This window comes from Pantoea sp. X-Soil-TKNS-1280 (genome assembly GCF_059730475.1).
In genome coordinates this window covers 3,324,299-3,349,617 of record NZ_AP035962.1, presented here as the reverse complement: position 1 = coordinate 3,349,617, position 25,319 = coordinate 3,324,299, and the positions used below count along the sequence as shown (strand labels likewise).

At 54.4% G+C, this 25,319-nt stretch carries 25 protein-coding genes and 5 tRNA genes; 28 read left to right on the top strand and 2 right to left on the bottom strand.

All coding sequences use genetic code 11. The annotated features are described in order from the left end of the window. Positions 1-124 precede the first annotated feature (124 nt). The 13 genes from cysG (at position 125) to rpoS (ending at position 11,263) form a co-directional block, all read left to right on the top strand. Positions 125-1,540 carry a siroheme synthase CysG gene (gene cysG / locus AC6I8X_RS15585; RefSeq protein WP_497840067.1) on the top strand — a complete coding sequence of 472 codons (1,416 nt, stop codon included), beginning with the start codon at positions 125-127 and terminating at the stop codon, positions 1,538-1,540. A gap of 9 nt (positions 1,541-1,549) precedes the next feature. Continuing rightward, positions 1,550-2,458, top strand: coding sequence for a sulfate adenylyltransferase subunit CysD (cysD, locus tag AC6I8X_RS15580; protein ID WP_084876467.1), 909 nt, complete (start codon positions 1,550-1,552; stop codon positions 2,456-2,458). 10 nt (positions 2,459-2,468) lie between these two features. Next, the gene (gene cysN / locus AC6I8X_RS15575) at positions 2,469-3,896 is read left to right on the top strand and encodes a sulfate adenylyltransferase subunit CysN (RefSeq protein ID WP_313685480.1); all 1,428 of its coding nucleotides are present in this window, start codon (positions 2,469-2,471) and stop codon (positions 3,894-3,896) included. Further along, positions 3,896-4,501 (top strand): adenylyl-sulfate kinase, encoded by a 606-nt coding sequence (cysC, locus tag AC6I8X_RS15570; RefSeq protein ID WP_299460346.1) that lies wholly within the window; start codon positions 3,896-3,898, stop codon positions 4,499-4,501. The genes cysN and cysC overlap by 1 nt, the downstream gene beginning before the upstream one ends. Positions 4,502-4,555: 54 nt before the next feature. Then, positions 4,556-4,876, top strand: a complete 321-nt coding sequence (locus AC6I8X_RS15565; RefSeq protein WP_084876464.1) for a DUF3561 family protein — start codon at positions 4,556-4,558, stop codon at positions 4,874-4,876. A 172-nt stretch (positions 4,877-5,048) separates the two neighbouring features. Beyond that, positions 5,049-5,366: a cell division protein FtsB gene (ftsB, locus tag AC6I8X_RS15560; RefSeq protein ID WP_013510229.1), complete on the top strand. Its 318-nt coding sequence runs from the start codon at positions 5,049-5,051 to the stop codon at positions 5,364-5,366. Positions 5,367-5,369: 3 nt separating this feature from the next. Beyond that, the gene (gene ispD, locus AC6I8X_RS15555) at positions 5,370-6,086 is read left to right on the top strand and encodes a 2-C-methyl-D-erythritol 4-phosphate cytidylyltransferase (protein WP_313685474.1); all 717 of its coding nucleotides are present in this window, start codon (positions 5,370-5,372) and stop codon (positions 6,084-6,086) included. Next, positions 6,086-6,568 (top strand): 2-C-methyl-D-erythritol 2,4-cyclodiphosphate synthase, encoded by a 483-nt coding sequence (gene ispF / locus AC6I8X_RS15550; protein WP_299460491.1) that lies wholly within the window; start codon positions 6,086-6,088, stop codon positions 6,566-6,568. Before ispD ends, ispF begins: the two co-directional genes overlap by 1 nt. Further along, positions 6,565-7,608, top strand: coding sequence for a tRNA pseudouridine(13) synthase TruD (truD, locus tag AC6I8X_RS15545; RefSeq protein ID WP_497840066.1), 1,044 nt, complete (start codon positions 6,565-6,567; stop codon positions 7,606-7,608). The genes ispF and truD overlap by 4 nt, the downstream gene beginning before the upstream one ends. After that, on the top strand, positions 7,589-8,350 hold the full coding sequence (surE, locus tag AC6I8X_RS15540) for a 5'/3'-nucleotidase SurE (protein WP_084876461.1): 762 nt from the start codon (positions 7,589-7,591) through the stop codon (positions 8,348-8,350). The genes truD and surE overlap by 20 nt, the downstream gene beginning before the upstream one ends. Continuing rightward, positions 8,344-8,970, top strand: a complete 627-nt coding sequence (locus AC6I8X_RS15535) for a protein-L-isoaspartate(D-aspartate) O-methyltransferase (RefSeq protein WP_084876460.1) — start codon at positions 8,344-8,346, stop codon at positions 8,968-8,970. The genes surE and AC6I8X_RS15535 overlap by 7 nt, the downstream gene beginning before the upstream one ends. Before the next feature lie 161 nt (positions 8,971-9,131). Next, the gene (nlpD, locus tag AC6I8X_RS15530; protein ID WP_416411832.1) at positions 9,132-10,220 is read left to right on the top strand and encodes a murein hydrolase activator NlpD; all 1,089 of its coding nucleotides are present in this window, start codon (positions 9,132-9,134) and stop codon (positions 10,218-10,220) included. 50 nt (positions 10,221-10,270) lie between these two features. After that, positions 10,271-11,263 (top strand): RNA polymerase sigma factor RpoS, encoded by a 993-nt coding sequence (gene rpoS / locus AC6I8X_RS15525; protein ID WP_013510222.1) that lies wholly within the window; start codon positions 10,271-10,273, stop codon positions 11,261-11,263. A gap of 95 nt (positions 11,264-11,358) precedes the next feature. Here rpoS and mutS read toward each other — a convergent pair whose 3' ends face one another. Continuing rightward, positions 11,359-13,902, bottom strand: coding sequence for a DNA mismatch repair protein MutS (mutS, locus tag AC6I8X_RS15520; RefSeq protein WP_497840065.1), 2,544 nt, complete (start codon positions 13,900-13,902; stop codon positions 11,359-11,361). 361 nt (positions 13,903-14,263) lie between these two features. On the opposite strand from mutS, the gene mltB reads away from it, so the two are divergent. Then, entirely contained in the window at positions 14,264-15,346 is a 1,083-nt protein-coding gene (gene mltB / locus AC6I8X_RS15515; protein ID WP_313686714.1) for a lytic murein transglycosylase B, read from the top strand. Between the two features lie 86 nt (positions 15,347-15,432). Continuing rightward, positions 15,433-15,771, top strand: a complete 339-nt coding sequence (locus AC6I8X_RS15510; RefSeq protein WP_497840064.1) for a zinc ribbon domain-containing protein YjdM — start codon at positions 15,433-15,435, stop codon at positions 15,769-15,771. Positions 15,772-15,806: 35 nt separating this feature from the next. On the opposite strand, the gene AC6I8X_RS15505 is transcribed toward AC6I8X_RS15510, so the two are convergent. Next, entirely contained in the window at positions 15,807-16,694 is an 888-nt protein-coding gene (locus AC6I8X_RS15505) for a dihydrodipicolinate synthase family protein (RefSeq protein ID WP_313686711.1), read from the bottom strand. 164 nt (positions 16,695-16,858) lie between these two features. On the opposite strand from AC6I8X_RS15505, the gene tam reads away from it, so the two are divergent. From tam to AC6I8X_RS15440, 13 genes are all read left to right on the top strand, one after another. After that, on the top strand, positions 16,859-17,635 hold the full coding sequence (gene tam, locus AC6I8X_RS15500; RefSeq protein ID WP_497840063.1) for a trans-aconitate 2-methyltransferase: 777 nt from the start codon (positions 16,859-16,861) through the stop codon (positions 17,633-17,635). Positions 17,636-17,735: 100 nt separating this feature from the next. Then, the gene (gene pncC / locus AC6I8X_RS15495; protein ID WP_313686707.1) at positions 17,736-18,230 is read left to right on the top strand and encodes a nicotinamide-nucleotide amidase; all 495 of its coding nucleotides are present in this window, start codon (positions 17,736-17,738) and stop codon (positions 18,228-18,230) included. 96 nt (positions 18,231-18,326) lie between these two features. Further along, entirely contained in the window at positions 18,327-19,397 is a 1,071-nt protein-coding gene (gene recA, locus AC6I8X_RS15490; protein ID WP_497840062.1) for a recombinase RecA, read from the top strand. A 107-nt stretch (positions 19,398-19,504) separates the two neighbouring features. Beyond that, on the top strand, positions 19,505-20,017 hold the full coding sequence (locus AC6I8X_RS15485) for a regulatory protein RecX (protein WP_313686703.1): 513 nt from the start codon (positions 19,505-19,507) through the stop codon (positions 20,015-20,017). A gap of 136 nt (positions 20,018-20,153) precedes the next feature. Next, entirely contained in the window at positions 20,154-22,781 is a 2,628-nt protein-coding gene (gene alaS / locus AC6I8X_RS15480; protein WP_313686701.1) for an alanine--tRNA ligase, read from the top strand. A gap of 250 nt (positions 22,782-23,031) precedes the next feature. Further along, positions 23,032-23,217 carry a carbon storage regulator CsrA gene (gene csrA / locus AC6I8X_RS15475; protein ID WP_013510212.1) on the top strand — a complete coding sequence of 62 codons (186 nt, stop codon included), beginning with the start codon at positions 23,032-23,034 and terminating at the stop codon, positions 23,215-23,217. 285 nt (positions 23,218-23,502) lie between these two features. After that, a tRNA-Ser gene (locus AC6I8X_RS15470) sits at positions 23,503-23,595 on the top strand. Between the two features lie 9 nt (positions 23,596-23,604). After that, positions 23,605-23,681 (top strand) — tRNA-Arg (locus AC6I8X_RS15465). 87 nt (positions 23,682-23,768) lie between these two features. Further along, positions 23,769-23,845, top strand: a tRNA-Arg gene (locus AC6I8X_RS15460). A 58-nt stretch (positions 23,846-23,903) separates the two neighbouring features. Continuing rightward, positions 23,904-23,980 (top strand) — tRNA-Arg (locus tag AC6I8X_RS15455). A gap of 58 nt (positions 23,981-24,038) precedes the next feature. Then, positions 24,039-24,115 (top strand) — tRNA-Arg (locus tag AC6I8X_RS15450). A gap of 197 nt (positions 24,116-24,312) precedes the next feature. Beyond that, positions 24,313-24,879 carry a fructose-1-phosphate/6-phosphogluconate phosphatase gene (yqaB, locus tag AC6I8X_RS15445; protein ID WP_497840061.1) on the top strand — a complete coding sequence of 189 codons (567 nt, stop codon included), beginning with the start codon at positions 24,313-24,315 and terminating at the stop codon, positions 24,877-24,879. Next, positions 24,876-25,304 (top strand): YqaA family protein, encoded by a 429-nt coding sequence (locus AC6I8X_RS15440; RefSeq protein WP_299460416.1) that lies wholly within the window; start codon positions 24,876-24,878, stop codon positions 25,302-25,304. The genes yqaB and AC6I8X_RS15440 overlap by 4 nt, the downstream gene beginning before the upstream one ends. The last annotated feature ends 15 nt before the right edge of the window (positions 25,305-25,319 follow it).

Below are 25,319 nucleotides of genomic sequence, written 5' to 3'. Positions count from 1 at the left end.
ATGTTCTCAGCAATCCCGGGTCGTTATTCCATTCGGTAACTACTCATTCCAATTCGTAATTTCATCTGCCAGAAGGCGGGGACGTATAGTCGCGTTAACTTATTGTAAAACTAACAAGGTTAACGTGGATTATCTGCCTCTCTTTGCCGATCTCAAAAACCGTCCGGTGCTGGTTGTCGGCGGTGGCGACATCGCTGCGCGCAAAATTGAACTGCTGCGGCGTGCCGGTGCGCATGTGCGGGTGACGGCGCGTGAGCTGGGCCATGAGCTGCAGGCACTGCATGAGATTGCGGCCATTGAGTGGGTAGCGCAAACCTTTGATGCGGAACAGCTGGAAGGCGTGTTCCTCGTGATTGCCGCCACAGATAACAACATCCTTAACGGCCTGGTCTTCGACGCTGCCAACGCGCGCCACAAGCTGGTGAATGTGGTGGATGACCAGCCGAAATGCAGCTTTATCTTCCCGTCGATTGTTGATCGCTCCCCGCTGGTAGTGGCGATTTCCTCCAGTGGTACCGCACCGGTACTCGCGCGTCTGCTGCGGGAAAAAATTGAAGCCCTGTTGCCCACGAATCTCGGACAAATGGCCCTCGTTGCCGGGCAGTGGCGCGACAAAGTGAAACAACGTTATCGCCAGATGTCAGAACGCCGTCGCTTCTGGGAGCGCGCTTTCAATGGCCTGTTCGCCAGCCAGATGGCGGCGGGCAACGTTCATGAAGCGCGTCGCACATTGGATCGTGAGCTGGAGAACGACAGCGGAAACCCAGGCGAAATCACCCTGGTGGGTGCAGGTCCCGGTGATGCCGGGTTATTGACGCTACGTGGCTTGCAGGTGATGCAACTGGCCGATGTGGTGCTGTATGACCACCTGGTCAGTGATGAGGTGCTGGAACTGGTACGACGCGATGCCGATCGTATCTGCGTGGGTAAACGCGCCGGTGCCCATTCCGTGTCACAGGAAGAGACCAATCAGCTGCTGGTGAAACTGGCGCAGGAAGGTAAACGCGTGGTGCGACTGAAAGGCGGCGATCCCTTTATTTTTGGCCGTGGCGGTGAAGAGTTGCAGGCCGCCAAAGCTGCCGGTATCCCGTTTCAGGTGGTGCCGGGTATCACTGCGGCAGCGGGCGCAACCGCCTATGCCGGTATCCCTTTAACCCATCGTGACCATGCGCAAAGCGTGTTGTTTATCACCGGCCACTGCCGGGCAGACAGCAACGGTATTGACTGGCCGTCACTGGCGCGCGCGCGTCAGACGCTGGCAATTTACATGGGCACGGTGAAGGCGGCGGAGATTGCCGCCGGACTGATTGAACACGGGCGCGATCCAGCGACGCCTGTTGCGGTGATTGGCCGCGGCACGCGTCAGGATCAGCAGGTGCTGACTGGCACCTTAGCCCAATTGGAGGCGCTGGCCGCCTCCGCGCCGACGCCAGCATTGCTGGTGATTGGCGAAGTTGTGAATTTGCACGGGCAACTGGCCTGGTTTCAACATTCGGCACAGCAGGGGGCTCGCGAGTCCGCCGTTGTCAATTTGGCTTGAGGAAAAATTATGGACCAAAACCGACTCACTCATCTGCGCCAGCTGGAGGCAGAGAGTATCCATATCATCCGCGAGGTGGCGGCCGAGTTCAGTAATCCGGTGATGATGTACTCCATCGGCAAGGACTCCTCGGTGATGCTACATCTGGCGCGCAAAGCCTTCTATCCGGGCACGCTGCCATTTCCGCTGCTGCACGTTGATACCGGCTGGAAATTCCGTGAAATGTACGAATTCCGCGATCGCACCGTCAAAGCGATGGGTGCTGAGTTGCTGGTACATCGCAACCCGGAAGGCGTGGCGATGGGTATCAACCCGTTTGTACACGGTAGCGCCAAACATACCGACATCATGAAAACCGAAGGGCTGAAGCAGGCGCTGAACAAATACGGCTTTGATGCCGCGTTTGGTGGCGCACGCCGTGATGAAGAGAAATCACGCGCCAAGGAACGTATCTATTCATTCCGTGACCGCTTCCACCGCTGGGACCCGAAAAACCAGCGACCGGAGCTGTGGCACAACTACAACGGCCAGATTAACAAAGGTGAGAGCATCCGTGTGTTCCCGCTCTCCAACTGGACCGAACTGGATATCTGGCAATACATCTTCCTGGAAAACATCGAGATTGTGCCGCTGTATCTCGCCGCACCGCGTCCGGTGCTGGAGCGTGATGGCATGCTGATGATGGTGGATGACGACCGTATCGACCTGCAACCGGGTGAAGTGATCAAACAGCGTATGGTGCGTTTCCGTACCCTCGGCTGCTGGCCGCTGACCGGTGCGGTGGAGTCCGAAGCACGAACGCTGCCGGAAATTATTGAAGAGATGCTGGTCTCCACTACCAGCGAACGGCAGGGCCGCGTGATTGACCGCGACCAGGCCGGTTCGATGGAACTGAAGAAACGTCAGGGTTATTTCTAAGGAGACGCAGATGAATACCGTTATTGCACAACAGATTGCCGATCAGGGCGGCGTGGAAGCCTGGCTGACCGCGCAACAACACAAAAGCCTGCTGCGTTTCCTCACCTGCGGTAGCGTGGACGACGGCAAAAGTACACTGATTGGCCGTCTGCTGCACGATACCCGTCAGATCTATGAAGATCAGCTGTCTTCACTGCACAACGACAGCAAACGTCACGGCACGCAGGGCGAGAAGCTCGATCTGGCACTGCTGGTTGATGGTTTGCAGGCCGAGCGTGAGCAGGGCATCACCATTGACGTGGCTTATCGTTACTTCTCCACCGAGAAGCGCAAATTCATTATCGCGGACACCCCCGGACACGAGCAGTACACGCGCAATATGGCGACCGGTGCCTCAACCTGCGATCTGGCGATTCTACTGATTGATGCCCGTAAAGGCGTGCTGGATCAGACCCGTCGTCACAGCTTTATCTCGACGCTGCTGGGCATTAAGCATCTGGTGGTGGCGATCAACAAGATGGATCTGGTGTCCTTCAAACAGGACGTGTTTGAACAGATCAAACAGGATTACCTCGATTTCGCGGCACAGCTGCCGGAGGACCTCGATATCCGCTTTGTGCCGATGTCGGCGCTGGAAGGGGATAACGTTGCCTCACAGAGCGAGAGCATGCCGTGGTATAGCGGCCCGACGCTGCTGGATGTGCTGGAAACCGTAGAGCTGAACCGCGTGGTTGATCATCAGCCGATGCGCTTCCCGGTGCAATACGTTAACCGCCCGAACCTCGATTTCCGCGGCTATGCCGGTACGCTGGCGTCAGGCGTGGTGAAAGTGGGGCAGCGCGTGAAAGTGCTGCCGTCGGGGGTGGAATCGACTATCGCGCGCATCGTCACTTTTGACGGTGATTTGCCGGAGGCAGGCGCTGGCGAGGCTATCACCCTGGTGCTGAAAGATGAGATCGACATCAGTCGCGGCGACCTGCTGGTAGACGCTGATGCGGAGCTGAAATCGGTGCAATCCGCCACCGTCAACGTGGTGTGGATGGCTGAGCAGCCGTTGCAACCAGGCCAGAGCTTTGATGTCAAGATTGCCGGTAAGAAAGCGCGTGGTCGGGTGGAAAAAGTGATCCATCAGTTCGATATCAACACGCTGGAAAAACGCAGTGCTGACAGCTTGCCGCTGAACGGTATCGGGCTGGTGGAAGTCACCTTCGATGAACCGATGGTGCTGGATCAGTATCGCCAGAACCCGGTCACCGGTGGCATGATTTTTATTGATCGTCTGAGCAACGTTACCGTCGGCGCGGGCATGATTGAAGAACCGCAAAGTGCCAGCCGCGCTGAAGCAGGTCAGTACAGCGACTTTGAGCTGGAACTGAATGCGTTGGTTCGTCGTCATTTCCCACACTGGAATGCACGCGATCTGCTGGGTGGTCAGTAATGGCGCAACACGATGAAAACGTGGTGTGGCATGACCATCCGGTGACGCGCGCTGAGCGTGAGCAGCAGCACGGTCATCAGGGCGTGGTGCTGTGGTTTACCGGGCTGTCCGGCTCGGGAAAATCCACGGTAGCAGGTGCAGTGGAGCAGGCGCTGCATCGTCTGGGTGTCAGTACCTATCTGCTGGATGGTGACAATGTGCGTCACGGCTTATGCCGTGACCTCGGCTTCAGCGATGACGATCGTAAAGAAAATATTCGTCGCGTCGGTGAAGTGGCAAAACTGATGGTAGATGCGGGGCTGGTGGTACTGACCGCCTTTATTTCCCCGCACCGTGCCGAGCGCCAGATGGTGCGCGACCTGCTGGCAGAAGGCCAGTTTATTGAAGTGTTTGTCGATACGCCGCTGGCAGTGTGCGAAGCACGCGATCCGAAAGGATTGTATAAAAAAGCCCGTGCCGGGGAACTGCGGAATTTCACCGGCATTGACAGCGTTTATGAGGCGCCAGATCAGCCTGCAATCCACCTGGATGGTGAACAATTGGTTACAAAACTGACCGCCCAATTGTTAGACCTGCTGCGCCACCGCGATATCATCAGATCCTGAATAGACAGCGGCAAATCATTACGGTTTGCCGCGCTTCGCGTCAACAGGAACTCTATGCAGAACGTTACCCCTATGCTGGCACGCAAAGATGAACTCCCCCAGGATGAGCCGCGCTCGTCGTTACCGGGTGGTGTGATTGGTTTTCTCTCGTACTGGTGCGCTCTGGCAATTCCGTTCCTGCTCTACGGCTCCAATACGCTGTTCTTCTTCCTCTATACCTGGCCATTTTTCCTTGCTCTGCTGCCGGTTTCGGTGCTGATTGGTATTGTCTTCAGCCTGATGCTGCGTGGTCATTTGTTCTGGAGCGGGGTGGTCACAGCAATCGTGGTGGTATGCCTGTTCTGGCTACTCTTCTCATTTCTCTCCGGCTGGTAAGCTGTGCCTGATGTGCAAACGCGTCGGCTGGTTACAAAACTTTACCTGCCGATGTTCTCATCATCTGCGTCATTATTTGTACGGACAAACGCCTGTGAACGGCATTTTCGCTGCTGGAGTGGAGTCCGGCGCGAAGTTATGGGATGATTGAGCCGTTTTTCAGGGGGCGGGGATGGGAAAACTGACGTTATTGCTACTCGTACTGCTCGGCTGGCTTCAATATTCGTTGTGGCTGGGTAAGAACGGGATTCATGACTATACGCGCGTTAATGATGACGTCGCGTCACAACAGGCGAATAACGCCAAACTCAAAGCGCGTAACGATCAGCTGTTCGCCGAAATTGACGATCTCAACGGCGGTTCTGAGGCTATCGAGGAACGCGCACGCAATGAACTGGGCATGATCAAGCCCGGTGAAACCTTCTATCGTCTGGTGCCGGACCAGAACAAACGTAACGCGCAACAAGCTGCGCAAAATCAACAACGATAAACCATGAACAACCTTTCTTCCTCTGCGGATGTGATCGCCGTAGTGCCCGCTGCCGGTATTGGCAGCCGCATGCAGGCGGCCTGCCCGAAACAGTATCTGACCATCGGTCAATTCACCCTTCTTGAACACAGCGTCGCGCGGTTACTGGCGCATCCTGCCGTAAAACAGGTGGTGGTCGCCATCGGCCCCGATGATGGGTGGTTTGACACCTTGCCGCTGGCGCAGGATGCCCGCGTGTTGCGCGTCACCGGCGGCGATACGCGCGCTGAGTCCGTGCTGGCGGGGTTGCAGGCAGTGAAGCAGGGGGAGTGGGTGCTGGTGCATGACGCGGCGCGTCCGTGCCTGCATCCCGATGATTTAGCACGCCTGCTAGCCGTGCGTCAGCACAGTAAAGTGGGGGCGATTCTGGCGGCACCGGTGCGTGACACCATGAAGCGTGCCGAACCGGGCAAAGCGGCCATTGCGCATACCGTAGAGCGTGAAAATTTATGGCATGCGCTGACGCCGCAATTCTTCCCTCACGCACTGCTGACGGCTTGCCTGACGCGCGCCCTTAATGAAGGGGCGACCATTACCGATGAGGCATCAGCACTGGAATACTGCGGCTACCATCCCGAACTGGTGAGTGGTCGCAGTGATAACATCAAGGTGACGCGGCCAGAAGACCTGGCGCTGGCGGCCTTCTATCTTACCCAGATTCAGTTACAGGAGAGCGCATGATGCGTATCGGCCACGGTTTTGACGTGCACGCCTTCGGAGGCGAGGGGCCTCTGGTGATTGGCGGGGTGCGAGTTCCCTTCGAACAGGGGTTTATTGCACATTCCGATGGTGATGTGGCGTTACATGCGCTGACTGACGCCCTGCTGGGAGCGGTGGCGATGGGCGATATCGGCAAACTGTTTCCCGATACCGATCCCACTTATAAAGGCGCGGACAGCCGTGGCCTGCTGCGTGAAGCCTGGCGTCGTATCCAGCAGAAGGGTTACCAGATTGGTAATGTCGATGTCACCATCATTGCCCAGGCACCGAAGATGCTGCCGCACGTCCCGCAAATGCGCGTGAATATCGCCGAAGATCTTGGTTGCCATATGGATCAGGTCAACGTCAAAGCCACAACTACAGAAAAACTGGGTTTTACCGGGCGTGGCGAAGGCATTGCCTGTGAAGCGGTTGCATTGCTGGTTAAGGCAGAAACGGCATGAGTGAATTGCTGTACCTGCATGGTGAACCGCGCGCGACCGGGGTGATTAAAGCCAATCCGGAAGATTTTGTCGTTATCGAGGATCTCGGTTATCCCTATGATGGCGAAGGTGAACAGCTATTGGTGCGTATCCGTAAAATCGGTTGTAACACCCGTTTTGTCGCGGAAGCGCTGGCGAAATTTTTAGGTGTGCACGTACGCGATCTCAGCTATGCCGGGATGAAGGACCGTCATGCGGTGACGGAACAGACGCTTTGCTTCCGTTTACCGGGTAACGCGATGCCCGATCTGTCTGAATTTCAGCTTGAAGGTGTGGAAATTCTGCAGGTTGTGCGTCACAAGCGTAAACTACGTACCGGTGCGCTGGCGGGAAATGCGTTTCGCCTGGTGATCCGTCAAATTTCGGATCGTACCGAGATAGAACAGCGTTTACAGAAAATTCAGAAAAGCGGTGTGCCGAATTATTTTGGCGAGCAGCGTTTCGGACGCGATGGTAATAATCTGACGCAGGCCCGGCAGTGGGCGCAGGATAGCTTTCGCCCGCGCGATCGTAACAAAAAAGGCCTGCTGCTTTCGGCGACACGTAGCCATCTGTTTAATCAGGTGACCAGCGCCCGCTTACAGCGTGACAATAGCCTTGATGCGGTCATCAGCGGTGATGCCTTGCAGCTGACCGGGCGTGGTAGCTGGTTTGTCGCGCAGGCCGAAGAACTGGCCGAACTGCAACAGCGTGTGGACCAGGATGAGCTGCGTATCACCGCCCCGTTAGCCGGGCGTGGTGGCTGGGGTACTCAGGCGGAAGCGCTTGAATTTGAACAGCAGAGCCTGGCAGGTGCGGCAGAATTGATTACACTGCTTGAGCGTGAACGTGTTGATGCGGCACGACGTGCAATGCGCGTAGTGCCAAAAGAGTTGCGCTGGAACTGGTGGGATGATGTGACGCTGGAGATGGCGTTCTGGCTGCCTGCGGGCAGTTATGCCACCAGTGTGGTGCGTGAGCTTCTCCAACAAGAAGGTAACGATGCGGATATTGCTGAGTAATGATGACGGCATTCATGCGCCAGGCATTCAGACTCTGGCGCGCGCGCTGCGCCAGTTTGCTGAGGTGCAGGTGGTCGCACCCGATCGCAATCGCAGTGGTGCCTCAAACTCGCTGACGCTGGAGACGCCGCTTCGTACCTTTACCCATGAAAACGGTGATATCGCCGTGCAAATGGGCACCCCGACCGATTGCGTGTTTCTCGGGGTTAACGCCCTGATGCAACCGCGCCCGGATATCGTGGTATCCGGTATCAATGCCGGGCCGAACCTCGGTGATGACGTGATTTATTCTGGCACCGTAGCCGCTGCCATGGAGGGACGTCATCTCGGACTACCGGCGCTGGCCGTATCCCTCAATGGTCATCAGCATTACGCCACCGCAGCCGCAGTGACCTGCGCGTTGCTGCGCGCCCTGACGCGTGAGCCGCTGCGTACCGGCCGCATCCTGAATATCAATGTACCTGATTTACCCCTGTCAGAAGTGAAAGGCTTCCGCGTGACGCGTTGCGGCAGCCGACATCCGGCCGATCAGGTGATTCGTCAGCAGGATCCGCGTGGTAACACCCTGTACTGGATCGGGCCGCCGGGCGAAAAGCTGGATGCGGGTCCGGATACTGATTTTGCGGCGGTTGATGCCGGCTACGTTTCCATCACCGCATTGCATGTTGACCTGACCGCGCCAGCGGCGCAGTTGGTGTTAAGCGAATGGCTGACTCAGGCGGAGGTGGATTTGGCATGGTGAGTCGGCGCGTCGAAACCCTGCTGGCGCAACTGCGCGCGCAGGGCATCCATGATGAACATCTGCTGAAAGCCATCGCCGATGTGCCGCGTGAGCGTTTTATCGACGAAGCCTTCGAACACAAAGCCTGGGACAATGTCGCACTGCCGATTGGCAGCGGGCAAACCATTTCACAGCCCTACATGGTGGCGCGCATGACAGCGCTGCTGGAATTGAATGCCGACGCATGTGTGCTGGAAATCGGCACCGGTTCCGGCTATCAAACTGCCATTCTGGCCCATCTGGTTAACCACGTTTATTCCGTTGAACGCATCAAAGGGTTGCAGTGGCAGGCGAAACGTCGGCTGAAGCAGCTCGATCTCCATAATGTTTCCACACGCCACGGTGATGGCTGGCAGGGATGGGCGGCACGCGGTCCGTTCGATGCCATTATCGTCACCGCTGCACCACCTGAAATTCCGACTGCGCTGATAGCGCAATTGCGCGACGGCGGCAGAATGGTGCTGCCGGTTGGAGAAGATCAGCAAGTGTTGAAACGTCTGCGTCGTCAGGGAGATGAGATGATTGAAGAGATCATCGAACCCGTCCGCTTTGTGCCTTTAGTACAGGGCGATCTGGCCTGAAGCGCTTCGTACTTGTTCACAACTGTTACATAGCATGGCGCAGTTGATCTTGCTACTATCCTTGTTAATCAAAGCGAAAGGCCGTTTCGGACGCATTACGCAGTGTAAAATGCGGCTAACGCAGTCACAGTTATATCCAGGATTGCCATCACGGGGGATCAATGAGCACGGGAAGCACAATATTTCAATTACGCCGTCTGGCGGCACTGACAGTGGTCGGTTTCTGGCTGGCAGGTTGTAGCTCCAGCGATAACACACAGGCACCCATTAGTCAGATTGGTGGAAACGGTGGTATGAGCGACGCCTCTGGCGGCGGTGTACCGACAATGCCTCGTGGCGGAATGTTAAGTGGTGGTGTACCTTCTGCGCCCGCGTCGGGCGGAATGATTAGTGGTAATGATAATGTGACGACGCAAAATGGTCATATTGTATACAACCGCAATTATGGGAATATTCCTAAAGGTAGTTATGGCGGTGAGACTTACACCGTCAAGCGTGGCGATACCCTGTTCTATATTGCCTGGATTACCGGCAACGATTTTCGCGATTTGGCTCAACGCAACAACATCGCCGCCCCGTATAGCCTGAGCGCCGGGCAAACGTTGCAGGTTGGTAATGGATCCGGACAGTCAATTACCGGTGGTAACGCTATCACTGCGGCCGATGCAACTCAGGGCGGCGTACCCGTTACACCGGGTTCTTCGCAAATTAAATCAACCCCGGTTGCACAGCAACCTGTTATTACGTATTCTGATGATTCGGGTAATTCTTCAGGCAGCAAATTGCTGCCGTCGAAAGGGGCAAATAATGTGGCAACGACCACAGCTCCGGTTATCGCACCGCCCACAGTCAGCAGCACAACGGATAGCACAACCCCAGTGGGAAGCTGGCGTTGGCCGACTGATGGGAAGATCATCGATAACTTCTCCGCTGCGGAAGGCGGAAACAAAGGGATCGATATCGCCGGTTCGCGTGGACAACCTGTTGTCGCCACTGCTTCGGGTAGGGTGGTATACGCAGGCAACGCGCTCCGTGGGTACGGTAATTTAATCATCATCAAACACAATGATGACTACCTGAGTGCGTACGCCCATAACGACACTATGCTGGTCCGGGAACAACAGGAAGTTAAAGCTGGGCAAAAAATCGCTACCATGGGTAGCACCGGAACCAGTTCAGTAAGATTGCATTTTGAAATTCGTTACAAGGGGAAATCCGTAAATCCGTTGCGTTACTTACCGCAACGATAATCCGGCAGAACCCAGGTGTTCTGCCCTTGGATCACGGGTAGGAGCCGCTTATGAGCCAGAATACGCTGAAAGTTAACGAGTTACACGAAGATGCGGAATTCGAGGAGAACGGAGCTGAGGTTTTTGATGAGAAGGCTCTCGTTGAGAACGAACCTGGTGATAACGATGTAGCGGAAGAAGAGTTGTTGTCACAGGGTGCGACGCAACGCGTTTTGGATGCGACGCAGCTCTACCTCGGAGAAATTGGTTATTCTCCATTATTAACGGCGGAAGAAGAGGTGTTCTTTGCCCGCCGCGCATTACGAGGCGATATTCCTTCTCGCCGCCGCATGATTGAAAGTAACCTGCGCCTGGTGGTGAAGATTGCCCGTCGTTATAGCAATCGTGGTCTGGCTCTGCTTGACCTGATTGAAGAGGGGAATCTCGGCCTGATTCGCGCAGTAGAGAAGTTTGACCCTGAACGTGGGTTCCGCTTCTCGACTTACGCCACCTGGTGGATTCGTCAGACCATTGAACGGGCGATCATGAACCAAACCCGTACCATTCGTCTGCCTATCCACATTGTTAAAGAGTTAAATGTTTATCTGCGTACTGCGCGTGAACTTTCTCACAAGCTCGATCATGAGCCGAGTGCCGAAGAGATCGCCGAGCAGCTGGATAAACCGGTTGATGATGTAAGCCGTATGCTGCGTCTCAACGAGCGCATTACCTCGGTTGATACGCCACTCGGTGGTGATTCCGAAAAAGCGTTGCTGGACATCCTGGCCGACGAAAAAGATAACGGCCCGGAAGACACCACGCAGGACGATGATATGAAACAAAGCATCGTTAAGTGGTTGTTTGAACTCAATGCCAAGCAGCGTGAAGTGCTGGCGCGTCGTTTCGGTCTGTTGGGCTATGAAGCGGCAACGCTGGAAGATGTTGGCCGCGAAATCGGTTTGACCCGTGAGCGTGTCCGTCAGATTCAGGTGGAAGGTCTGCGCCGTCTGCGTGAAATCCTGCAGACTCAGGGCCTGAATATCGAAGCGCTGTTTCGTGAATAAACCGTAATCGCTACATAAAAACGGTGACCATCTGGTCACCGTTTTTTTATGCCTGTTATTCAGGATGGTGGCGGGCTGCCGCCATCCTGCTGCTTCTACACCAGCGTTTTCAGACGATAGATCCACTCCAGAGCCTGACGTGGTGTCAGGGTATCGGGATCGAGCGCTTCCAGTGCCTCAACTGCCGGTGACGTGTCTGCTACCAGTAGCGGCAGCTGCGAACCTTCTACCGTCGAGGCTGCTGAACTGCCCGAAAGGGCTTCCAGTTCCTTCAGTTTATGGCGTGCACGTTTGATGACTTCTTTCGGTACACCCGCTAACGCCGCTACAGCCAGACCGTAACTTTTACTGGCTGCGCCGTCCTGGACGCTGTGCATAAAGGCGATGGTGTCACCATGTTCCACGGCATCGAGATGCACGTTAACCACACCTTCCATTTTTTCTGGCAGCGTGGTCAGCTCGAAATAGTGGGTAGCGAACAACGTCATCGCTTTAATGCGGTTGGCCAGGCTTTCGGCGCAGGCCCAGGCCAGCGACAGGCCATCATAGGTTGAGGTACCACGACCGATTTCATCCATCAGTACCAGGCTGTTTTCGGTAGCGTTGTGCAGGATGTTGGCGGTTTCGGTCATTTCCACCATAAAGGTAGAGCGTCCTGAGGCCAGGTCGTCAGCTGCACCGACACGGGTAAAAATACGGTCGATGGGGCCAATCACCGTTTCCTCAGCCGGAACAAAGCTACCGATCCACGCCATCAGCGCGATCAATGCCGCCTGGCGCATATAAGTACTTTTACCACCCATATTCGGTCCGGTGATGATCAGCATACGACGCTGAGTGGAGAGCGATAATGGATTCGCGATAAAGGGTTCTTTCAGCACCTGCTCAACAACCGGGTGACGACCGCCGGTGATGCGGATACCGGCTTTATCCTGTAGCACCGGACGGCAATAGTTGAGCGTCCAGGCACGTTCCGCCAGGTTAGCCAGCACATCAAGCTCGGCCAGTGCGGCAGCGCTTAATTGCAGCGCTTCCAGGTGCGGCAGCAGGCGATCGAAAAGCTCGTCGTAAAGGCCTTTTTCCAGCGTCAGTGCTTTGCCTTTTGAGGTCAGGACCTTGTCTTCATACTCTTTCAGTTCTGGAATGATGTAGCGTTCAGCATTCTTCAGCGTCTGACGGCGCACATAGTGGATGGGTACCAGATGGCTCTGACCACGGCTGACCTGGATGTAATAGCCATGAATGGCGTTAAAGCCGACTTTAAGGGTATCCAGCCCGAGTTTTTCCCGTTCGCGGATTTCAAGACGATCGAGATAATCGGTGGCCCCATCAGCCAGTGCGCGCCACTCATCGAGTTCAGCGTTATAACCGGGTGCAATCACACCTCCGTCACGGACTAATACCGGCGGAGACTCAATAATCGCCTGCTCCAGCAGTTCGCGTAGTTCACTGAAATCCCCCATCTGCGTACGCAGCTGAATAAGTTGAGGAGCCTCGGCCTGTTCCAGTAAGGCATTCAGTTCCGGCAACTGCTGAAAAGCGTGGCGCATACGGGCCAGATCGCGTGGGCGGGCGGTGCGCAGCGCCAGACGGGCGAGGATACGTTCCAGATCGCCTACCTGGCGTAACACGGGTTGTAACTCTTCGCTGTGCGCCTGTAATTCCGCAATGGATTGCTGACGACGTGCGATGGTTTCGACATCACGCAATGGCATATGCAGCCAGCGTTTCAGCATGCGGCTGCCCATCGGGGTAACGGTTTTATCCAGAACCGCAGCGAGGGTGTTTTCCGTCCCTCCGGCCAGATTCTGCGTGATTTCGAGGTTGCGACGTGTGGCGGCATCCATAATCACGCTATCCTGCTGACGCTCCATGCTGAGTGAGCGGATATGGGGCAGGGAGGTGCGCTGGGTGTCTTTGACATATTGCAGCAGACAACCTGCCGCGCGCAGTGCCAGATGCGCCTGTTCGACGCCAAACCCATTGAGATCGCGCGTGCCGAATTGCAGATTCAACTGCTGGCGCGCGGTATCGATTTCATATTCCCAGAGCGGACGGCGGCGCAGGCCACGGCGCTGATCTATGAGCGGCATCGCCTGAAAATCTTCGGGGTAGAGCAATTCAGCCGGATTCGTGCGTTGCAATTCGGCGGCCATGGTTTCCTGATCGCCAGGTTCGCTTAACCGGAAGCGCCCGGAACTGATATCCAGCGTGGCATAGCCAAAACCGCGCTGGCTCTGAAAAATAGCCGCCAGCAGGTTATCCTGGCGCTCTTGCAATAATGCTTCATCGCTGATGGTGCCGGGGGTGACAATACGCACCACTTTGCGTTCTACCGGGCCTTTGCTCAGCGCGGGATCACCAATCTGCTCACAAATCGCCACCGACTCACCTAACTGGACCAGTTTCGCCAGATAGCCTTCAACCGCATGATAGGGAACGCCTGCCATGGGAATGGGTTCGCCTGCAGACGCACCGCGTTTGGTGAGTGAGATTTCCAGCAGCTGTGAAGCGCGTTTTGCGTCATCGTAAAACAGCTCATAAAAATCACCCATGCGATAGAACAGCAGGATATCAGGATGATCGGCCTTCAGACGCAGGTATTGCTGCATCATGGGCGTATGGGCGGTGAAGTCCATTTGCTCTGCTCCTTTCATCTCTTTCTCGCTTTGCATTTACTTTTTGAGTGCCCGTAATAGGTTATCGCTACAGGGAAGGTGCGTTATCACGCTGGCGCGATAACGAAAGAGGCGATGTTACCATTTTTGCAGCATCTCCTTCATCCGCCTGCTGGCCTTTCGGTTGCCGACCATAGCAAATTGCTGCGGCAGGAAAAAAGAAAAAATGCTGTAAATGGTAAAGTGCGGAAGCGGGTCGCAAATTTCGCCGGGCGGCACCCTGACAGAGATAACTGACGTAAATTTAAGATATTGCCCTGTAAGTCATTAACCTGAACGATTAATATGTGGACTCCGGTTTCATCTGGCTTATGGAAATCCAATGCGTTTTAAGGTTGCCCTTCTCCCGCTCATTACCCTGCTTGCCGCCTGTAGTAGCAAGCCTGAAACATCCCAGCAGCCCGCCGTCGTTTCTGCACCTCAGGGTGGTTTTCTACTGGATCAATCACACGCTATCCAGCCAATGTTTGGTGATTTCGCGGAGAATCCTGCCGCTGAGCAATTTATTGATCAGATGGTGGCGAAGCACGGTTTTGATCGCCAGCAATTACATGCGGTGATTGGCCAGGCGAAACGGCTGGATTATGTGCTGCGCCTGATGGACCAACAGGCACCGAGCTACACTCCGCCAACCGGCCCAAATGGTGCCTGGATTCGCTATCGTAATAAATTCATTACCCCTGATAACGTGCAAAATGGTGTTGCCTTCTGGAATCAATATCAGGATGCGCTGCAACGCGCCCAGCAGGTCTATGGCGTGCCACCGGAAATTATCGTCGGCATTATTGGTGTTGAGACCCGCTGGGGTAGGGTGATGGGGAAAACCCGCTTACTGGATGCGCTGGCAACGCTTTCTTTCAACTATCCACGCCGGGCAGCTTACTTTAGCAGCGAGCTGGAAACGTTTCTGTTGATGGCACGTACCGAGCAGGATGATCCGCTTGATCTGCGCGGTTCTTTCGCGGGCGCAATGGGCTACGGACAGTTTATGCCATCGTCGTATAAACAATATGCGGTGGATTTTAACGGGGATGGACACATCAATTTGTGGGACCCGGTGGATGCTATCGGCAGCGTGGCTAATTATTTCAAAGAACACGGTTGGCGTCCGGGGGAAACCGTCGCTGTCCCGGCCAGCGGGCAGGCTCCGGCACTGGAGAATGGTTTCAAAACCCTGTACCCGGTTAGCACTCTGGCGGCAAGTGGCCTCACACCGCAGGGATCGCTGGACGGCAACAATCAGGCCAGTTTGTTGCGCCTCGATCTCGGTACCAGTTATCAGTACTGGTACGGGCTGCCCAATTTCTACGTCATAACCCGCTACAATCACAGCACGCATTATGCAATGGCGGTGTGGCAGTTGGGCGAAGCGGTCAGCAAAGCGCGTCAGGGCGCGATATTTTAATGCTGTCCTTACTAATAGTAAGGAGATAAGATATCGCCCCTTTTGCGGCACCACCTTCGCCGCGATCTTTTCTCTGAGGAGCGCTTATGAATACCTTACCCGCCTGCCCTGAATGTCAGGCCGACTATACCTGGCAGGATGGCGAGAAGCTGAACTGCCCGTCATGTGGACATATCTGGTCGCTGGCGGCGGATGATGTGGCTGCTGATGGTCTGGTTGTGCGTGATGCTAATGGTAACCTGCTGGTGGATGGCGACAGCGTCACTGTGGTCAAGGATCTGAAGGTTAAGGGCAGCTCCTCAACGTTGAAAATCGGCACAAAAGTGAAAAGCATTCGTCTGGTTGAAGGTGATCACAATATCGATTGTAAGATCGATGGTTTTGGCTCGATGAAACTGAAATCTGAGTTCGTGAAAAAGAACTGAGGTCCGGACGGCGCTGTGCCGTCCGCGTTGTTCTCTTATGCCAGCAGTCGATCTATCGCTGCGCACTGGGCGGCACTGAGTTCTCCGCCATAATTGCGGGATCGGGTGGTCATCGATTCATAACGACGCGCGACGGCGGTTTTGATCGTCGTGACAAAATCGTCCCCCAGGGTATAAATCGCCATCAGCTGACCAATGCGTTGCTGAATTGCGGTTAACTGATGTAAATCGCCTGCCCGCCATGCCTGCATCGCCCCGGCAAACAGCTCTGGCACAATATTATTCAGCCCGGAAATCACCCCTGCACCGCCTGCCAGCAGGTTAGGTAACAGATATTCGTCATAGCCGGATAACACAGTAAAGTCACTGCGGACCTTTCTTGTTTCTTCAATCAGCGCACGGTTGTGCGACAGACAATCCACCGTATCTTTGATACCAATAAAATTCGGCAGTTCTGCTGCCAGCTCCGCTACCAGCGCGGGGGTTAAATCACAACCGGTACGCGCCGGAAAATTGTAGGCAAACCACTTCCCACCTAATTGCTGGTCCAGGGCTTTGAAATAACTCAGCAACTGTTTTTGCGTCTGTCCATAGTAATAAGGAGGTAGCACCATCACCGCGTCAAACCCATGCTGCCACGCGGCCTCAGCCAGTTGCAGCATATCAGGCACGCAGGTGCTGGAAACGTTAGCGACCATCGTGAGTGGGGATAGCTGACGCGCTTCGCGAATCAGGCGTAGTCGCTCCTGTTGCGTGAGCGAAGCAAACTCCCCAATGCTGCCCATTAACAGAAGTGTATCAATGCCTGAAGGATTGAGCCGGGTGAAGTGACGGCCCAGAGCATCAATATCAACGTTACCGTCGTTATCAAAAGGGGTTACTGACGGACACCAGACGCCAGCCAGTGCGGGTTGTGCAACCATAGCAAACTCCTTATCATTAAAAATGAAACACTGTTTTAACTTAATCGCCATTGGCTAAACTCACCAGATAACAGCACGCAAAAAGTGAGCTATCGCACTTTTCTTTTCGGGGGATGGCAAAAACGAGTAGTGTTTAGTTCTTGGGATAAAACAGGAGCGTGCCAATGCAAGACTGGAATCCACAGCTATATCGTCAGTTTGAATCAGAGAGAACCCGACCGGCCTATGAGTTACTGGCGCGGGTCAACACCCCTGAGGTGCGCTACGCAACGGATTTAGGTTGCGGGCCGGGCAACAGTACCGAGCTACTGGCGCAGGCCTGGCCAGAGGCCGTCGTCTGCGGCATTGATAGCTCGGAAGCGATGCTGGTGCAGGCGCGTGAACGCCTTCCGGATTGTCTCTTTGAACAGGTTGATATTCGCACCTGGCAGGCCAGGCAGCCGCAGCAGGTGATTTACGCCAATGCGTCATTGCAATGGCTGGGCGATCATTCTTCGCTGCTGCCACATCTGGTGAGCCAGCTCGCTATCGGCGGCTCACTGGCAATTCAGATGCCGGATAACCTTGAGGAACCTTCACATCGCCTGATGCGCGAGGTGGCTGCGGGTGAGCGCTGGCTGCCGCATATCTCCCAGCAGGCAGCTGAACGTAAGCGCTTACTGACCACTGCACAGTATTATGATTTGCTGAGCGATGCGGGTTGTGAGGTGGATATCTGGCGTACCACCTACTACCACATCATGGCGGATGCCCAGGCGATTATTACCTGGCTGCGAGCCACCGGCTTACGTCCTTTCCTTGCCGGGCTGGATGAAAATCAGCAACAGGCGTTTTTAGCGGAATATCATCAGGCGCTGATTAACGCTTATCCGACTCGCGCCGATGGTAAGGTTTTGCTGGCCTTCCCGCGTCTTTTTATGGTGGCAATGAAAACGCGCTGAAGCTTCTGGAAGCGCACGCGCAAAACGGTACATTGGGGTTGAAAAGGGTCCTCCGCTGCACCATTTACTGTTAACGTGAGCGCCAGACAAGGAGAAGACGATGAACGATGAACAGTTACAGCAGTTGAGTCGTCGTATTGGCGAGCAGCTGAAAACGCGCAAGGCAACCATCACAGCGGCTGAGTCCTGTACCGGTGGCTGGATTGCAAAAGTGTTCACTGATATCAGCGGCAGTTCCGCCTGGTTTGAGCGCAGTTTCGTGACCTATAGCAATGACGCCAAACAACAAATGGTGGGTGTGCAGGCCGGTACCCTTGCCCGATTTGGTGCCGTGAGCGAGCAGACCGTGCGCGAAATGGCGGCGGGGGCCTGCAAAGAGGCGGGTGCGCAGTATGCTATTGCTGTCAGCGGTATAGCGGGACCGGATGGCGGCACTGCGGATAAACCCGTCGGTACTGTCTGGTTTGGCTTTGCCGGGCCGGATGGGCAACTGATGGCGCAGTGTCAGCACTTTGCTGGCGACCGTGATGCGGTGCGTCGTCAGTCTGTCGCCTGGGCACTGCAAACGCTGCATGATGAATTTCTGACAAATTAAACTTGATACTGTATGACTGTACAGTATAATTACCGGCAACAGAACGCGAGCAGACATACAGAGATGTCCGCTTACCCGGCATGATTAGGAGTGGAAATGGCGATTGACGAGAACAAACAGAAGGCTTTAGCTGCCGCGCTGGGCCAGATCGAGAAACAGTTTGGTAAAGGCTCCATCATGCGCCTGGGTGAAGACCGCTCGATGGATGTTGAAACCATCTCCACCGGTTCACTTTCGCTGGACATCGCGCTGGGCGCAGGCGGCCTGCCGATGGGCCGTATCGTTGAGATTTATGGTCCGGAATCCTCTGGTAAAACTACGCTGACCTTGCAGGTCATTGCCGCTGCGCAGCGTAAAGGCAAAACCTGCGCCTTTATTGATGCCGAGCATGCGCTTGACCCGGTCTACGCGAAGAAGCTGGGCGTTGATATTGATAACCTGCTGTGTTCGCAGCCGGATACCGGTGAGCAGGCGCTGGAAATTTGTGATGCGCTGGCGCGTTCCGGTGCCGTTGACGTCATCATCGTTGACTCCGTTGCTGCCCTGACGCCGAAAGCGGAAATTGAAGGCGAGATCGGTGACTCTCACATGGGTCTGGCCGCTCGTATGATGAGCCAGGCGATGCGTAAGCTGGCGGGTAATCTGAAGCAGTCTAATACGCTGCTGATTTTCATCAACCAGATCCGTATGAAGATTGGTGTGATGTTCGGTAACCCGGAAACCACCACCGGTGGTAACGCGCTGAAATTCTACGCTTCCGTACGTCTCGATATTCGCCGCATCGGTGCCATTAAAGAGGGCGACGAAGTGGTGGGTAGCGAAACCCGCGTGAAAGTGGTGAAGAACAAAATTGCTGCACCGTTCAAACAGGCTGAATTCCAGATTATGTATGGCGAAGGTATCAACACCTTTGGTGAACTGGTTGATCTGGGCGTGAAGCACAAGCTGGTTGAGAAAGCCGGTGCCTGGTACAGCTACAACGGTGACAAAATCGGCCAGGGTAAAGCAAACTCGACCAATTTCCTGAAGGAAAACCCGGCGATTGCGAATGAAATCGATCAGAAGCTGCGTGACATGCTGCTGACCGGTGCAACGGCCAGTGCCGGTGCTGCGGATGTTTCCGCTGACGATTACGAAGAAGCCAGCGAAACGAACGAAGATTTCTGATACCACAACGGGAGCGTTCTGCTCCCGTTTTGTTTTTACCCCGCCAGCACTTTCCCTCTTGAATCTCTTGCTTTACCCTGCGCTACGGTCTGAAAAAGGTAAGTCATATGTCATCATCTCCGACACCCGCGCCAACTTTCTCGCGCTTGCTGGACCGCGCCATGCGTATCCTGTCACAACGTGACCATAGCCGTGAAGAACTGAAGCGCAAGCTACAACTTTCCAGCCAGCGGGCTGCCTGGATGCAGCAACAGGAAAAAGCCGAACCCATTCCTGATGAGTTGCTGGAGCAGGTTGCCGACTGGTGTCAGCAGAATGGTTGGTTAAACGATCAGCGTTTTACCGAGCGATTTATCCTCAGTCGCAGCGGCAGAGGATATGGCCCGCAACGTATTCGCATGGAGCTGCAACAAAAAGGCATTGCGCGCGATGAAGTTGACCAGGCGCTGTTTGATACCGAGGTCAACTGGATCGCGTGTGCAGCCGGGCTGGCGAAACGTAAGTTTGGCGATCCGTTGCCACAGGACTGGGCCGGGAAAAGCAAAGTCCAGCGATTTCTGATGACAAAAGGCTTTCTGATGGAAGATATTCAGGCAATTTTCAGAAATTTTGACGACTGAAAGGCAATGGGATTTTACTTCCCACTGAAGAAAATTTATCTTATTCCCACTTTTTGTTCCTCAGTCAGTGGTGGGCCGGGCGCATGCGGCTTGCCAGACGAGAGGTAACGTTCGTTAGCGTGATTCCAGGAAATTTATGAGCAAGAGCACTGCTGAGATCCGTCAAGCGTTTCTCGACTTTTTTCATAGCAAGGGACATCAGGTTGTAGCCAGCAGCTCCCTCGTACCGAACAACGACCCGACGCTGCTGTTTACCAACGCCGGGATGAACCAGTTTAAAGACGTTTTCCTCGGTCAGGATAAGCGCGATTACTCACGTGCGACCACAGCGCAGCGCTGCGTTCGTGCGGGCGGTAAGCACAATGACCTCGAAAACGTGGGTTATACCGCGCGTCATCACACCTTCTTTGAAATGTTGGGCAACTTCAGTTTTGGCGACTATTTCAAAAAAGACGCGATTGCCTATGCCTGGGAACTGCTGACGGGCGAGCAGTGGTTTAAGCTGCCAAAAGAACGCCTTTGGGTCACCGTCTATGAAACTGACGATGAAGCCTATGACATCTGGGCCAAAGATATTGGTATTCCGCACGAACGTATTATTCGTATCGGGGACAATAAAGGCAGCGCTTACGCATCAGACAACTTCTGGCAGATGGGCGATACCGGCCCATGTGGTCCGTGCAGCGAGATCTTCTTCGATCATGGCGATCATATCTGGGGTGGCCCGCCGGGCAGCCCGGAAGAAGATGGCGACCGCTATATTGAAATCTGGAATATCGTATTCATGCAGTTCAACCGTCAGGCAGACGGTACCATGCAGCCATTACCGAAACCTTCAGTCGATACCGGTATGGGGCTGGAGCGTATTGCTGCGGTTCTGCAACACGTTAACTCCAACTACGAAATCGACCTTTTCGCCAGACTGATTAAGTCAGTGGCTGAAGTGACAGGTGCGACTGATCTCAGCAACAAATCACTGCGAGTGATCGCTGACCATATCCGTTCCTGTGCTTTCCTGGTCGCTGATGGCGTGATTCCTTCGAACGAAAACCGTGGCTATGTACTGCGTCGTATCATTCGTCGCGCGGTACGTCACGGCAACATGCTTGGCGCGAAAGATGCCTTCTTCTATAAGCTGGTTGCGCCTCTGATTGCGGTAATGGGCTCGGCAGGTGAAGACCTGCAACGTCAGCAGGTTCAGGTTGAGAACGTCCTGAAAGCGGAAGAAGAACAGTTTGCGAAAACGCTGGAGCGTGGTCTGGCGCTGCTGGACGAAGAACTGGCGAAGCTGCAAGGCGATACGCTGGATGGTGAAACTGTATTCCGCCTTTATGATACTTTCGGCTTCCCGGTAGACCTGACTGCGGATGTGTGCCGTGAGCGCAATCTGAAGATCGACGAAGCTGGGTTTGAAGTGGCGATGGAGCAGCAACGCCAGCGTGCACGTGAAGCCAGTGGATTTGGTGCGGATTACAACAATGTGATTCGTATTGATTCTGCATCGGCCTTTAAAGGTTATGACCAGCTGGCACTGACCTCTACCGTACAGGCGTTGTTTGTCGATGGGCAAGCGGTTGAGCAGGTGAGTGCAGGCCAGGACGCGGTAGTGGTGCTTGATGAGACCCCATTCTACGGCGAGTCTGGTGGCCAGGTCGGTGATACCGGCGTACTGGCTGGGAATAATGCTGAATTTAGCGTGCAGGACACACAGAAGTATAGTCAGGCCATTGGTCATATCGGTAAGCTAACTACCGGCCAGCTGCGTGTCGGCGATCGCCTGAGTGCTCAGGTTGATGAAGAACGCCGTGCCCGCATCCGTCTGAACCATTCAGCGACACACCTGTTGCATGCCGCATTGCGACAGGTTTTAGGTGAGCATGTCGCGCAGAAAGGCTCGCTGGTCAATGATAAATACCTGCGTTTCGACTTCTCTCATTTTGAAGCGATGAAGCCGCAGGAGATTCGTCAGGTTGAGGATATCGTCAACGCGCAGATCCGTCGTAACCTGGCCGTTGAAACCAATATCATGGATCTTGAGGCTGCCAAAGCGAAGGGTGCCATGGCACTGTTTGGCGAGAAATACGATCAACGTGTTCGTGTGCTGAGCATGGGAGATTTCTCAACCGAGCTGTGTGGCGGTACGCATGCTGCGCGCACCGGTGATATTGGCCTGTTCCGTATTTTGTCTGAATCGGGTACTGCTGCGGGTGTACGTCGTATCGAAGCGGTGACTGGCGAAGGGGCTCTGGCGCAGGTTAATGCACAAAGCCACCAGTTGCAGGACATCGCGCATCTGGTGAAAGCCAATAGCAGTAATCTGAATGAGAAAGTCCGCGGACTGGTGGACCATGTTCGTGCCCTGGAAAAAGAATTGCAGCAACTGCGTGATCAGCAGGCAGCACAGGAAAGTGCCTCACTCAGCAGCAAGGCCGTGGATGTTAAAGGGACTAAACTGCTGGTGAGTGAACTTAGCAATGTAGAACCTAAGATGCTGCGTACCATGATGGACGACCTGAAAAATCAGCTTGGTTCTGCCATTATCGTGCTGGCGACCGTAGCAGAAGGTAAAGTGTCGCTGATCGCGGGTGTGACCAAAGACCTGACCGATCGCGTGAAAGCGGGCGAACTGGTGGGTGAACTGGCTGCTCAGGTGGGCGGGAAGGGCGGTGGTCGCCCGGATATGGCTCAGGCGGGCGGTACGAATCCACAGGCGCTGTCTGGCGCGCTGGCGGGTGTGCAGGACTGGGTCAGCAATCGACTGTAACGAAATAAAACTAAGCATCGTGGAGAGCGCCAGGAACGGAACGTTCCGGCGCTTTTTAACGCGATGTGCACCAGGTAATGACAAAGTCAGGTTGAGGCAGTGTATTTCGGCTAAACTAACTATCAGCAGAATGTATTGGCGTGGCAAACCACAATGGTGTATTTGTCATAGACATTGTTCAGCGTTATATGATGGATATGGCCGGGAACCCGAACAGGCCCGACTCTTTTAATCTTTCAAGGAGCAAAGAATGCTTATTCTAACTCGTCGAGTTGGTGAAACCCTCATGATTGGCGATGAGGTGACTGTAACGGTGCTGGGAGTTAAAGGTAACCAGGTCCGTATTGGCGTCAATGCACCTAAAGAAGTTTCGGTGCATCGCGAAGAGATCTATCAGCGCATTCAGGCAGAAAAAGCTCAGCCTACGAGTTACTAACGGATTCAGCGCCTCGCCTTGCTGCGAGGCGCTACCGATTTTTCCTGCCTGCAACTTCTTCCCCTCCCATTTTTTTCTTTCCCATTTTGTTATCTGTATCCCCCTTTTACTGTTGATTAATCACTCTTTTTGTCGGCAAAATGCGCGGATTGTCTGTCATTTGTGCAAACGAACCTGTAGTGGGAAAAATTGTTTGACTTATAAGTGCGGGAAAGTAATATGTGCGCCACGCAGTGCCGATGAGCAGAAACAAAGTTCAGAAGCACGGTTCGGAAGAACGCGTAAGGTGAGGTGGCCGAGAGGCTGAAGGCGCTCCCCTGCTAAGGGAGTATGCGGTCAAAAGCTGCATCCGGGGTTCGAATCCCCGCCTCACCGCCATTTTTCGATGCATCCATAGCTCAGCTGGATAGAGTACTCGGCTACGAACCGAGCGGTCGGAGGTTCGAATCCTCCTGGATGCACCATCGAAAAAGATGTCGTAAAGAGTGAACGAGCAGTTCCTTTCGAGGTGAGTTGTTAGCACCCTGCGTTGTACAAGAATTTTCAGAAATGCATCCATAGCTCAGCTGGATAGAGTACTCGGCTACGAACCGAGCGGTCGGAGGTTCGAATCCTCCTGGATGCACCATTCTTCGTATCATTCCCAGGTTGATTTCAGTTAGTCCATCGTAAGAAAATATCTCAATGCATCCATAGCTCAGCTGGATAGAGTACTCGGCTACGAACCGAGCGGTCGGAGGTTCGAATCCTCCTGGATGCACCATTCTTTGTCTCATCACCCGATTGTTTCAGTTCTTCCATCGCAACAAAGTTTCTCCAATGCATCCATAGCTCAGCTGGATAGAGTACTCGGCTACGAACCGAGCGGTCGGAGGTTCGAATCCTCCTGGATGCACCATATCCCCCCGATTTATTACTACGCTGTAAAAAAAGCCCTGTTTTAACCGCCATTTATCTGCGGCACCACTTTCTCGCCTTTATCTTAAAACCAAAAATACTAATGCTTTCAAAGCATTTGCTGTTAAGCGCGCCTGGCGACAACCTGAACGCATTACGTTAAAGTAATGGCTCGTTTGCTGGACGCCCGGAGTGACAATGTACGACCAATATGACGCCCTGATTTTCGATATGGACGGCACGATTCTCGATTCTGAGCCGACACATCGAAAAGCCTGGCATCAGGTACTTAGCCGCTATGGTTTCACCATGGATGAGGAAAAAATGGTGAGCTTTAACGGTGCGCCCACCTGGCAGCTGGCGCAATTCATCATTGAGCAAAACCATGCTACGCACGATCCCCATTTGCTGGCGGCGGAAAAAACCGTGGCCTTTAAAGCAATGCTGCTGGATAGCGTGCGTCCTCTGCCGCTGATGGAGGTGGTGAAAGCTTATCACGGACGTCGCCCGATGGCGGTTGGCACTGGCAGTGAACATAGCCTGGCTAAAGCCCTGCTCACACAATTAGGTGTTTATCATCTTTTTACCGCCGTCGTTGGCGCTGATGATGTACAGCGCCATAAACCGCAACCTGATACCTTTTTACGCTGCGCCGAGTTAATGGGCGTCGCGCCCGCGCGCTGTGTGGTATTTGAAGATGCTGATTTTGGTGTTCAGGCAGCAAAAGCAGCAGGTATGGATGTGGTTGATGTCCGTTTACTGTGAATGAATTTCTGACCTATGGCTCGTTATTCGGCAGTAGCTTTCTGAGTGCCACCCTCCTTCCGGGAAGCTCAGAGGCGGTGCTGGTAGCCTTGTTGATCGCCCAAAAGGGATCGGTCTATGGGCTACTATTGGCTGCATCAGTGGGAAACACGCTGGGTGGCCTGACTAACATTCTTCTTGGTCGCCTGATGCCGCCGAAAGGGCAGGGGCGATGGCATAACACAGCAATGACGTGGTTACACCGATTGGGACCTGCAGCCCTGTTATTTAGTTGGCTGCCAGTGGTGGGCGATCTGCTCTGCGTCTTCGCAGGCTGGTTGCGCGTTGCCTGGCTTCCGGCGTTGCTGTTTCTCGCCATCGGTAAAACACTGCGTTACATCGTTATCGCGATGGTCACCTTACAAGGTTTGCAATGGTGGCATTGATTCGCACAGATTCGA

Bases quoted from the DNA above. Each gene is read 5' to 3' on its own strand.
- ispD (WP_313685474.1), top strand. From the start codon at position 5,370: ATGAACAACCTTTCTTCCTCTGCGGATGTGATCGCCGTAGTGCCCGCT.
- cysD (WP_084876467.1), top strand. From the start codon at position 1,550: ATGGACCAAAACCGACTCACTCATCTGCGCCAGCTGGAGGCAGAGAGT.
- surE (WP_084876461.1), top strand. From the start codon at position 7,589: ATGCGGATATTGCTGAGTAATGATGACGGCATTCATGCGCCAGGCATT.
- AC6I8X_RS15510 (WP_497840064.1), top strand. From the start codon at position 15,433: ATGAATACCTTACCCGCCTGCCCTGAATGTCAGGCCGACTATACCTGG.
- AC6I8X_RS15505 (WP_313686711.1), bottom strand. From the start codon at position 16,694: ATGGTTGCACAACCCGCACTGGCTGGCGTCTGGTGTCCGTCAGTAACC.
- recA (WP_497840062.1), top strand. From the start codon at position 18,327: ATGGCGATTGACGAGAACAAACAGAAGGCTTTAGCTGCCGCGCTGGGC.
- yqaB (WP_497840061.1), top strand. From the start codon at position 24,313: ATGTACGACCAATATGACGCCCTGATTTTCGATATGGACGGCACGATT.
- AC6I8X_RS15535 (WP_084876460.1), top strand. From the start codon at position 8,344: ATGGTGAGTCGGCGCGTCGAAACCCTGCTGGCGCAACTGCGCGCGCAG.
- truD (WP_497840066.1), top strand. From the start codon at position 6,565: ATGAGTGAATTGCTGTACCTGCATGGTGAACCGCGCGCGACCGGGGTG.
- pncC (WP_313686707.1), top strand. From the start codon at position 17,736: ATGAACGATGAACAGTTACAGCAGTTGAGTCGTCGTATTGGCGAGCAG.
- ftsB (WP_013510229.1), top strand. From the start codon at position 5,049: ATGGGAAAACTGACGTTATTGCTACTCGTACTGCTCGGCTGGCTTCAA.
- alaS (WP_313686701.1), top strand. From the start codon at position 20,154: ATGAGCAAGAGCACTGCTGAGATCCGTCAAGCGTTTCTCGACTTTTTT.
- cysN (WP_313685480.1), top strand. From the start codon at position 2,469: ATGAATACCGTTATTGCACAACAGATTGCCGATCAGGGCGGCGTGGAA.
- cysC (WP_299460346.1), top strand. From the start codon at position 3,896: ATGGCGCAACACGATGAAAACGTGGTGTGGCATGACCATCCGGTGACG.
- nlpD (WP_416411832.1), top strand. From the start codon at position 9,132: ATGAGCACGGGAAGCACAATATTTCAATTACGCCGTCTGGCGGCACTG.
- AC6I8X_RS15565 (WP_084876464.1), top strand. From the start codon at position 4,556: ATGCAGAACGTTACCCCTATGCTGGCACGCAAAGATGAACTCCCCCAG.
- ispF (WP_299460491.1), top strand. From the start codon at position 6,086: ATGCGTATCGGCCACGGTTTTGACGTGCACGCCTTCGGAGGCGAGGGG.
- AC6I8X_RS15485 (WP_313686703.1), top strand. From the start codon at position 19,505: ATGTCATCATCTCCGACACCCGCGCCAACTTTCTCGCGCTTGCTGGAC.
- tam (WP_497840063.1), top strand. From the start codon at position 16,859: ATGCAAGACTGGAATCCACAGCTATATCGTCAGTTTGAATCAGAGAGA.
- csrA (WP_013510212.1), top strand. From the start codon at position 23,032: ATGCTTATTCTAACTCGTCGAGTTGGTGAAACCCTCATGATTGGCGAT.
- rpoS (WP_013510222.1), top strand. From the start codon at position 10,271: ATGAGCCAGAATACGCTGAAAGTTAACGAGTTACACGAAGATGCGGAA.
- mltB (WP_313686714.1), top strand. From the start codon at position 14,264: ATGCGTTTTAAGGTTGCCCTTCTCCCGCTCATTACCCTGCTTGCCGCC.
- mutS (WP_497840065.1), bottom strand. From the start codon at position 13,902: ATGGACTTCACCGCCCATACGCCCATGATGCAGCAATACCTGCGTCTG.